Source organism: Microbacterium testaceum (assembly GCF_001476655.1).
Taxonomy (GTDB): Bacteria; Actinomycetota; Actinomycetes; order Actinomycetales; family Microbacteriaceae; genus Microbacterium; species Microbacterium testaceum_C.
Genome location: NZ_LDRT01000175.1, coordinates 1 through 7370 on the forward strand (window position 1 = coordinate 1; position 7370 = coordinate 7370).

Annotated in this window: 6 protein-coding genes; all 6 read right to left on the minus strand. The window is 69.9% G+C overall.

The features are described 5' to 3' along the window. Positions 1–725 (minus strand): DNA-3-methyladenine glycosylase 2 family protein (locus NS220_RS17735; RefSeq protein ID WP_153004356.1); only part of this gene is annotated, 725 nt, incomplete at its 3' end. A 181-nt stretch (positions 726–906) separates the two neighbouring features. Continuing rightward, complete coding sequence (locus NS220_RS17740; protein WP_058625313.1) at positions 907–2934, minus strand: hypothetical protein; 2028 nt, start codon at positions 2932–2934, stop codon at positions 907–909. 102 nt (positions 2935–3036) lie between these two features. Further along, a complete protein-coding gene (locus tag NS220_RS17745) occupies positions 3037–4104 on the minus strand; it encodes a glycoside hydrolase family 130 protein (RefSeq protein ID WP_058625314.1) in 1068 nt (355 codons plus the stop codon). A gap of 2 nt (positions 4105–4106) precedes the next feature. Further along, positions 4107–4862, minus strand: coding sequence for a carbohydrate ABC transporter permease (locus tag NS220_RS17750; protein ID WP_440589479.1), 756 nt, complete (start codon positions 4860–4862; stop codon positions 4107–4109). A gap of 68 nt (positions 4863–4930) precedes the next feature. Continuing rightward, entirely contained in the window at positions 4931–5905 is a 975-nt protein-coding gene (locus NS220_RS17755; protein WP_058625316.1) for a carbohydrate ABC transporter permease, read from the minus strand. 1 nt (position 5906) lies between these two features. Next, positions 5907–7193, minus strand: coding sequence for an extracellular solute-binding protein (locus NS220_RS17760; protein WP_058625317.1), 1287 nt, complete (start codon positions 7191–7193; stop codon positions 5907–5909). Positions 7194–7370 lie beyond the last annotated feature (177 nt).

The following is a 7370-nucleotide window of genomic DNA, read 5'->3' on the forward strand; positions in this document are numbered from 1 at the left end:
TCGTCGCCGACCTCGACGCCCGGGATCGCGTGAGCGCGCATCCAGCCGAACAGGCCCGTGGTGTCGATCGGTCCGCGCACGGGCAGGGCGAGATCGATCGCTCCCGCCGAGCCCTCGCTCCCCGACGCGCGCGACCGCCGTGCGCGCAGCTCGCGCGGCGGCATCCCGAACACCTCTCCGATCGTCTCGGTGAACTGGCGGATGCTGGAGAACCCGGCGGAGAAGGCGACATCGGCCGACGAAAGGTCGGTGCCGACCAACAGCGCGCGGGCGGTGTGCGCGCGATGCGCACGGGCGAGGGCGAGCGGCCCCGCCCCGAGCTCGGTGGTGAGGACGCGCGAGAGATGGCGCGGCGAATACCCGAGCCGGCGCGCGAGCCCTGGCACCCCCTCGCGGTCGACCACTCCGTCGGCGATGAGACGCATCGCCCGCGCCGCGACGTCGCCGCGCACGTCCCAGAGCGGGGAGCCCGGCGCGGCCTCGGGGAGACAGCGTTTGCACGCGCGGTAACCCGCCTCGTGCGCCGCGGCCGAGGTGGCGTAGAACGTCACGTTGGCTTCTTTGGGCGTGCGCGCGGGGCAGCTCGGGCGGCAGTAGATGCCCGTCGAGCGCACGGCCGTGACGAACTGCCCGTCGAAGCGCCGGTCGCGCGACTGGATCACGCGGTAGCGCTCGGTGAAGCCCGCAGCGGTCGGGGCCGAAGCGTCGAGGGATCGGAGGGTCATGGCATCCACCCTGCCACCGACCTCCGACGTCGGCTGGCGGAAATCGGACACGGCCGTGCGGCGGCGCGGTCGTCGCCCGCGCCCCGTCGAGTGTCCAAGACACGCCGCGACCGTCGGCGCGGTTGCGGCGTGTTTTGGACACTCAACGCCCCGGGCAATCGCGCGGGGCAAGCGCCGACGCTCAGGACTGCGCGATCGCGAGACCGCCGGGAGGCACCACCACCGTCACGATGCCCGTGGCCGCGGTCGTGCGCACGATCGAACCTGTCGCGTCGTAGACCGTCACGGTGACGGCGACACCGTCCGCGCCGATCGTCGTGCGCTGGGGGGCGATCGCGCTCGAGTGCACGAGTTCGCTCCGAGCCCCGCCGCCCAGCACGAGCCGCGAGATCCACGGACGCACGAGGAGCCCGTCGAGCATCAGCTCTCCGCGCTGCACCGTCACGCGCACGTCGGAACCGATCACCGCCGCCTTCAGCCCGTGCGGCAGCAGAGCGCCCGGCGTGGGCGAGATACCCTGCGCGGGTCCCTCGACCTTCAGCACTCCCCCGCCACGCCAGGTGGACTGCGACGTGGCGCCGGGGTCGGCGAACACCACCGGCTCGATCCACCGGCGCGTATCCGAGGGGCCGAGGTCCCAGGTCGCGCTCTGCTTCGCCGTGAGGGTCAGCGCGTCGCCCGACCAGCTCGATTCCCCGGTCCACGAGGTCGGTGTCGAGATCGTTCCGTCGGTCCTCGTGGCATCCTCCGCCTCGACGAACGACAGCCCGACCCGGCTCTCGACCGAGGTCAGCGCCGTCGCGCGCGCGGCCACGTCGGGGTGCGCGTCGAGGGCGAGCGCGGTGAGGAGCCCGTGGATGGTCGACTCCGCACCGCTGTTGCGGTTCACCGTCCCGTCGGGCTGGAGACCGTCGAAGGTCACGCCCGTCGCGGGGTCGTACATCCGTGCTCCGGCATGGTTGCCTCCGAAGAACCACGCGGCCTGCATCCCGGCGAGCTCGGCGAACACCGACGACCCGGTCGTGTCCGCCAGGGCGAACAGGGATTGCACGCGCGAGTCCGCACCGTAGGCGATCTGCACGCGGTCGGTGGGGCTCGGGAACCACCCGTTGTCGGGTCCACCGGCGGTCAGCAGCGTGGTGGTGAAGCTCGTGGCATCCGTGATGGCGGGCGCGACGAGCGCATCGTCGTCGAAGAGGTCGCCCGCTTCGGCGAGCGCCGCGGGCATCTGCGAGCCCCACGCGTGCCACATCGCGGGAGATTGCGCCCAGGGCAGGATCGCGCCGTACGGCCACTGACGGGTGTTCCCGGATGCCATGGCGGCGATGCCCTCGGCGAGCTGACGCGCCGCGGTGGCCGAGGTGTCATCCCCGACCCGGACGGCCGCGGTCAGTCCGAGGACGGCCTCGGCCGAGGCATCCGCGCCGTCGACGATCAGCCACGCGGGCACGCGCATGCCGTCGGCCTCGGTGTACTGGCCGTACTTCGACAGCACGTCGCGTTCGATCGCGCCACGCGAGAGGGCGAGGCGGTCCTGGAGGAACACCGCGAAGGCGGGGTCGTCGTCGACGAAGGCGGCGTAGCCCTCTCCGAGCGCCCAGACCGTACGCGCCGTCCAGTAGCTCGGGCCCGAGTCGGACGGGTCGGGCAGTTCGACGGGCTCGGCGGACGGGTTGAGCTCCCCGTCCGGCTGCATCCAGAGCACGACGTTGCCGGCCGAGGGACCGTTTGTCGTCTGGTGGTAGGCGACCGTCCGCAGCAGCTCGTAGGCCTTGTGCCGACTGTCCGTGTCTCCGGTCTGCTTCCAGTGCCGCAGGTAGACGACGGCGGCACGGGCGTTGTCGTCGGCGTTGTAGGCGCCCTGCCCCCAGTGACCGGTGGTGGCGTCGAGAGGGCCGCCGCCGACGCGCTCGAAGGTGCCGCCGTCGCGGGCGTCGGCGTACGTCCACGGCGCGAGGAGGGTCGGTTCCTCGTCGAGGCGGTAGGTCGTGTGACCGGCGACATCGGCGGGCGGGGTCGCCTCGCCGAGCAGGAAGTCGAGGTGGTCGAGGTTGGTCAGCGGCGCGGTCGCGGCGGCGGCCGGGGCGATGGCCGGGGCGACCTCGGCGGTGGCGGGCGCCAGCGCCGACGCCGGCGCGGCGCTCAGCGGCACCGCCAGGGCGACCGCGCCCGCGAGGGCCAGGCCGCGCGCACTCCATCGTGCGTTCATGGGGGGATCCTTTCGATGGGGGTGGGGCACAACTCCTGCGAAGCCGCCCGCACCGCCGTCGGGAGACGGCCGGAGCGGCGATTCCGCAGGAGTTGTGACGCGTCAGTCCGTGCGCTCGAGCAGGGCGACGCCGATCTTGGAGTCGGCCATGCCGTAGAACACGAAGTGGCGACCGTCGATCTCCTCGATCGCGGTCGGGAAGACGACGTTGGGGACGATGCCGCTGCGCTCGTCGTCGGTCTCGGGCGCCAGGAGCGGCTCGGGCGTACGGGCGATCACACGGCGGGGGTCGTCGGCATCCAGGATCAGCGCCCCGGCGGCGTAGTTCACCTTCTGCTGCTGCGAGAAGGCGCTGTCGATCACGCCGGTCACCCCGTGGTGCAGCACGAGCCACCCCTCGGGGATGCGCAGGGGCGGCGGGCCGCCACCGATCTTGACTTCCTCGAAGGGGAACTGCGGTCCCGCGACGAAGTGGTGCTGCTCCCAGAGCGCGAGCGCCGACAGGTCGTCGCGAACGGATGCCAGGGGCACATAGCTGATCCAGATCGACTGCCGCTCGTCCTCGACGCCCGCCGGCACCCGCACGCCCTGACCGGGTTTGGTCTCGCCCAGGTCCCACATGGGACGGTGCAGCACCGCGAGGGCCTCGGTGCCGTCGGGAGCCGTGACCGGCTCGGGGAAGAACACCGTGTCCTTGTTGTGGAACAGGTTGAGGTCCATGTCGAGGTCGTCCTGGTACCGGAACAGCACCGGTCCGAGCCGCCTCCATTCGCGCAGGTCGTCCGACACGGCGACGGCGGTGCGCGGGCCGAGCGGACCGTACGCGACGTAGGTCATGACGTGCAGGCCCAGAGCCTCGATCCACGTCGTGCGCGGGTCTTCCGTACCGGCGTTGTCGGCACCGCGTTCCCAGCCGCGGTCAGGCTGCAGCACGATGCCCTCGCGCTCGACCGAGACGGGCACGCCGTCCTCGATCACGACGCGGGCCAGGCCCACGCGCGAGACGTTGCCCTCGGCCACGAGGCGCGGGAGCAGGTAGAGCTCGCCGTCGGGTCCGCGACCGGATGCCGGGTTGAGCACGCCCTCGGCCTCGTCGGCGTTGCCGGGCTCGGGGGTCATCACCACCCCGACGCGCGTGAGGCGGTAGGGGACGGGGGATTCGGGGGTCATTGTCATCCTTTCACTCCGGATCCGAGGTCGTTGGAGGTGAAGTAGCGCTGGAAGATCAGAAACAGCGCCACCGCGGGGGCGGCGAGCACGACGGCGCCGGCCATCATGGCGCCGAAGGGATTGGTGCTGGATGCCGCGATGTTCGAGATGAAGTTCGCGAGCGACACCGCGAGCGGCTGCATCGTCGCGTCCTTCGTGATCAGGAACGGCCAGAGGAACTCGTTCCACGGGCCGATGAAGGTCAAGAGCACCGCGGTGAGCAGCGCCGGACGCACCAGCGGGAGGGCGACGCTCCACAGCAGGCGGAACTCCCCCGCGCCGTCGATGCGCGCCGCGTCGAAGAGCTCCTTCGGCAGCTGCAGGAAGTACTGCCGGAAGATCACGACCGCGGTGGAGTTGATGAAGAACGGCAGGATCATGCCGAGGTAGCTGTCGCTGAGACCGTAGTCGCGCGCGATCATGACGTACAGGGGGATCATCAGCAGCTGGAACGGCACCACCTGCACGAGGAGCACGAGGGCGAACGTCGCCGACCGGCCGCGCCAGGTCAGCACCGCGAGTGCGTAGCCGGCGAGCACCCCGAACACGATCGTGCCGAGGATCACTCCCCCGGTGAAGATCCCCGAGTTGACCAGGCCCTTCAGCAGGTTGATGCGCCCGTCGATCGCCGTGTAGTTCTCCAGCGTCAGGTTCGACGGATGCGGGAACGCGCCCGCGATAGAGGGGTCGGGGCTCGTCTGCAGCGATCCGACGACCATGTAATAGAACGGGAAGAGGAACGCGAGCGCGCCCAGGGTCAACACGCTGTAGGTGACGACTTTGCTTCTCACGATTCCTCCCTTCCGACGAACCGGCGCTGCAGCAGCGCGATGACGAGCACGAAGACGATGAGCACCACGCCGATGGCCGCGGCCACGTCGGGGTTCTGCTGCTCGATGCCCTTCTGGTAGATCAAGAGCACGGGCGACGTGGACGCCCCGTTGGGTCCGCCACCGTTCGTGAGCAGGTAGGGCTCGGTGAAGAGGTTGGCGCCGGTGATGGTCGACAGCAGCACGACGAGGAACGTCGCCGGACGAACGCCCGGCACGGTCACCGAGAAGAACTGGCGGAGACGCCCTCCCCCGTCGACCGCCACCGACTCGTACAGCTCCTTCTGGACGTTCTGCAGCGCGGCGAGGTAGAGCAGGATGTAGAACCCCAGTCCCTTCCACGTCACGAACAGCGCGATGGTGGGCATCGCGAGGGCCGAGTTGACCAACCATGACGGGTTCGGCGCGAGGGGACCGAGCACGTTGTTGATCAGCCCCGTGTTCGAGAACAGGAACAACCACACCGCGACGACGGCGACGGATGCCGTGACATACGGCACGTAGAAGGCGACGCGGAAGAACGCCCGGGCGCGCACCACGCGATCCAGCGCCGTGGCCAGGACGATCGACAGGACGACCGTCAGCGGCACGTTGATGATCAGGAAGATCCCCACGTTGCCGAACGCGCGCCAGACGTCGGGGTCCGTCAGGGCGGTGACGTAGTTGTCGAGCCCGACGAACGGCCGGTCGACCTGCGCGCCCGGAGCGGCGAAGAAGTAGTCGTGGAAAGACATCCACACCGCGAAGATCACGGGGTAGGCGAAGACGACCCCGACGAAGATCAGGTACGGGGCGGAGAACAGGATGCCGAGCGGCTGCGCCCCGAACGGCCGGCGACGCTTCTTCCCGGCATCCGTCTCTCCCCCGGCACGACCGGACCGGCCGGGGTCTCCCCCGGTGCGGCCGGTCGTGCCGGCGAGATCGACGGTCATGTCACTTCCCCGCCGCGAGCTGGTCGATCTGGGTCTTGGCATCCGACAGGAAGCTCTTCACATCTCCCTCGCCGAAGATCACGGCCTTGGAGTACCCGTCGCGGAACGTCTGCCAGATCTCGACCGAGTTCTGCACGTTGGGCACCTCGACGGTGCGCGCGGCCTGGTCGCCGAACTGCTGATACGCGGGGTTCGTCTGGAAATAGTCGGCGTAGGTCGTCGTCAGGTCCTTGCGCAGCGGCATCTGGCCCGTCTCGTTCAGCCACGCGCCGTCCTGCTCCTCGCTCGTGGCGAACTTCAGCACGTCCCACGCGGTCGCCTTGTTCTGGCAGGCGGTGAAGAGGCCGACGTTCTTCGCGTCGCTGAAGGTCCAGGTCTGGTCGGCGGCGACGCCCTTCTCGGTCGGCACCGGCACGGCGCCCCAGTTGACCTTGTCCTTGTAGACCGAGACGGCCCACGGGCCGACGATCGCCATCGCGGCCTTCCCGTCGGCGAACGCGTCACCCTGGTACTGCTCGTTGCCGGCGAGCTGATCGGCGTAGATCGTGCGCCAGAAGTCGGCGACGGCTTCGCCGTCGGCGTCGTCGAAGGTGGCCTTGCCGTCTTCGACGAGCTGCTTCCCGCCGGTCTGCGCGGCGTACAGCGGGTAGAAGTCGAACCACGACTGGAAGAACTCGCTCGTGGGCGCGGGGTTGATGGCGTAGTCCGAGACGCCGGCAGCCTTGAGCTTCTGCGCCGCGGCCAGGAAGTCGTCGTACGTCGACAGTTGCGGGTTCTCGGGGTCGAGGCCGGCCTTGGCGAAGAGGTCCTTGTTGTAGAAGATCATGACCGGGTTGCTCTTCCACGGCAGCTGGTAGAAGCCGCCGTCGTCGGAGCGGTACTGGTCGGCGAGGTCGCCGCTGCGGTCGGTGATGTACTGCTCGCCGTCGGGGAAGTCCGACAGGTTGACCAGCCCACCCTGCTTCTGGAAGCCCGGGACGGCTGCGGGAGAGGTGTTGAAGACGAGGCACGGAGCGTTTCCGGCCGTGATCGCGGCACCGATGACCTCTTCGCTCGAGGAGCCGGCGGGGATCTCCTGCGCCGTGACCTGCTGGTCGGGGTTCGCCGCGTTCCAGGCGTCGACCATCTGCTGGCCCCACGCGATCTCGGCGTCGTTGTTGGAGTACCAGATGGTGATCGGGCCCCGGGCATCCATGCCCGAGGCTCCTCCTCCCCCGCCTCCGCTGCAGGCGGAGAGGGCCAGGATGCCGGTGGCTGCTACTGCTGTGGCGAGAATGCGTCGTCGCATGTCTGTCTCCTCATTCAAAGCGGGCGGGGGCCCGCGGGTACGTCAGGGGGTGGGGTGTGCGCCGATCTCGGGCGCCGCTGCGCGCGGCGCAGCCGTCGAGGCACGCACGATGAGCCGGGGATCGGGGAGCGTCAGAGCCTCGGGTCACGCAGCGCCAGTTGCAGCAAAAAAGGAGCA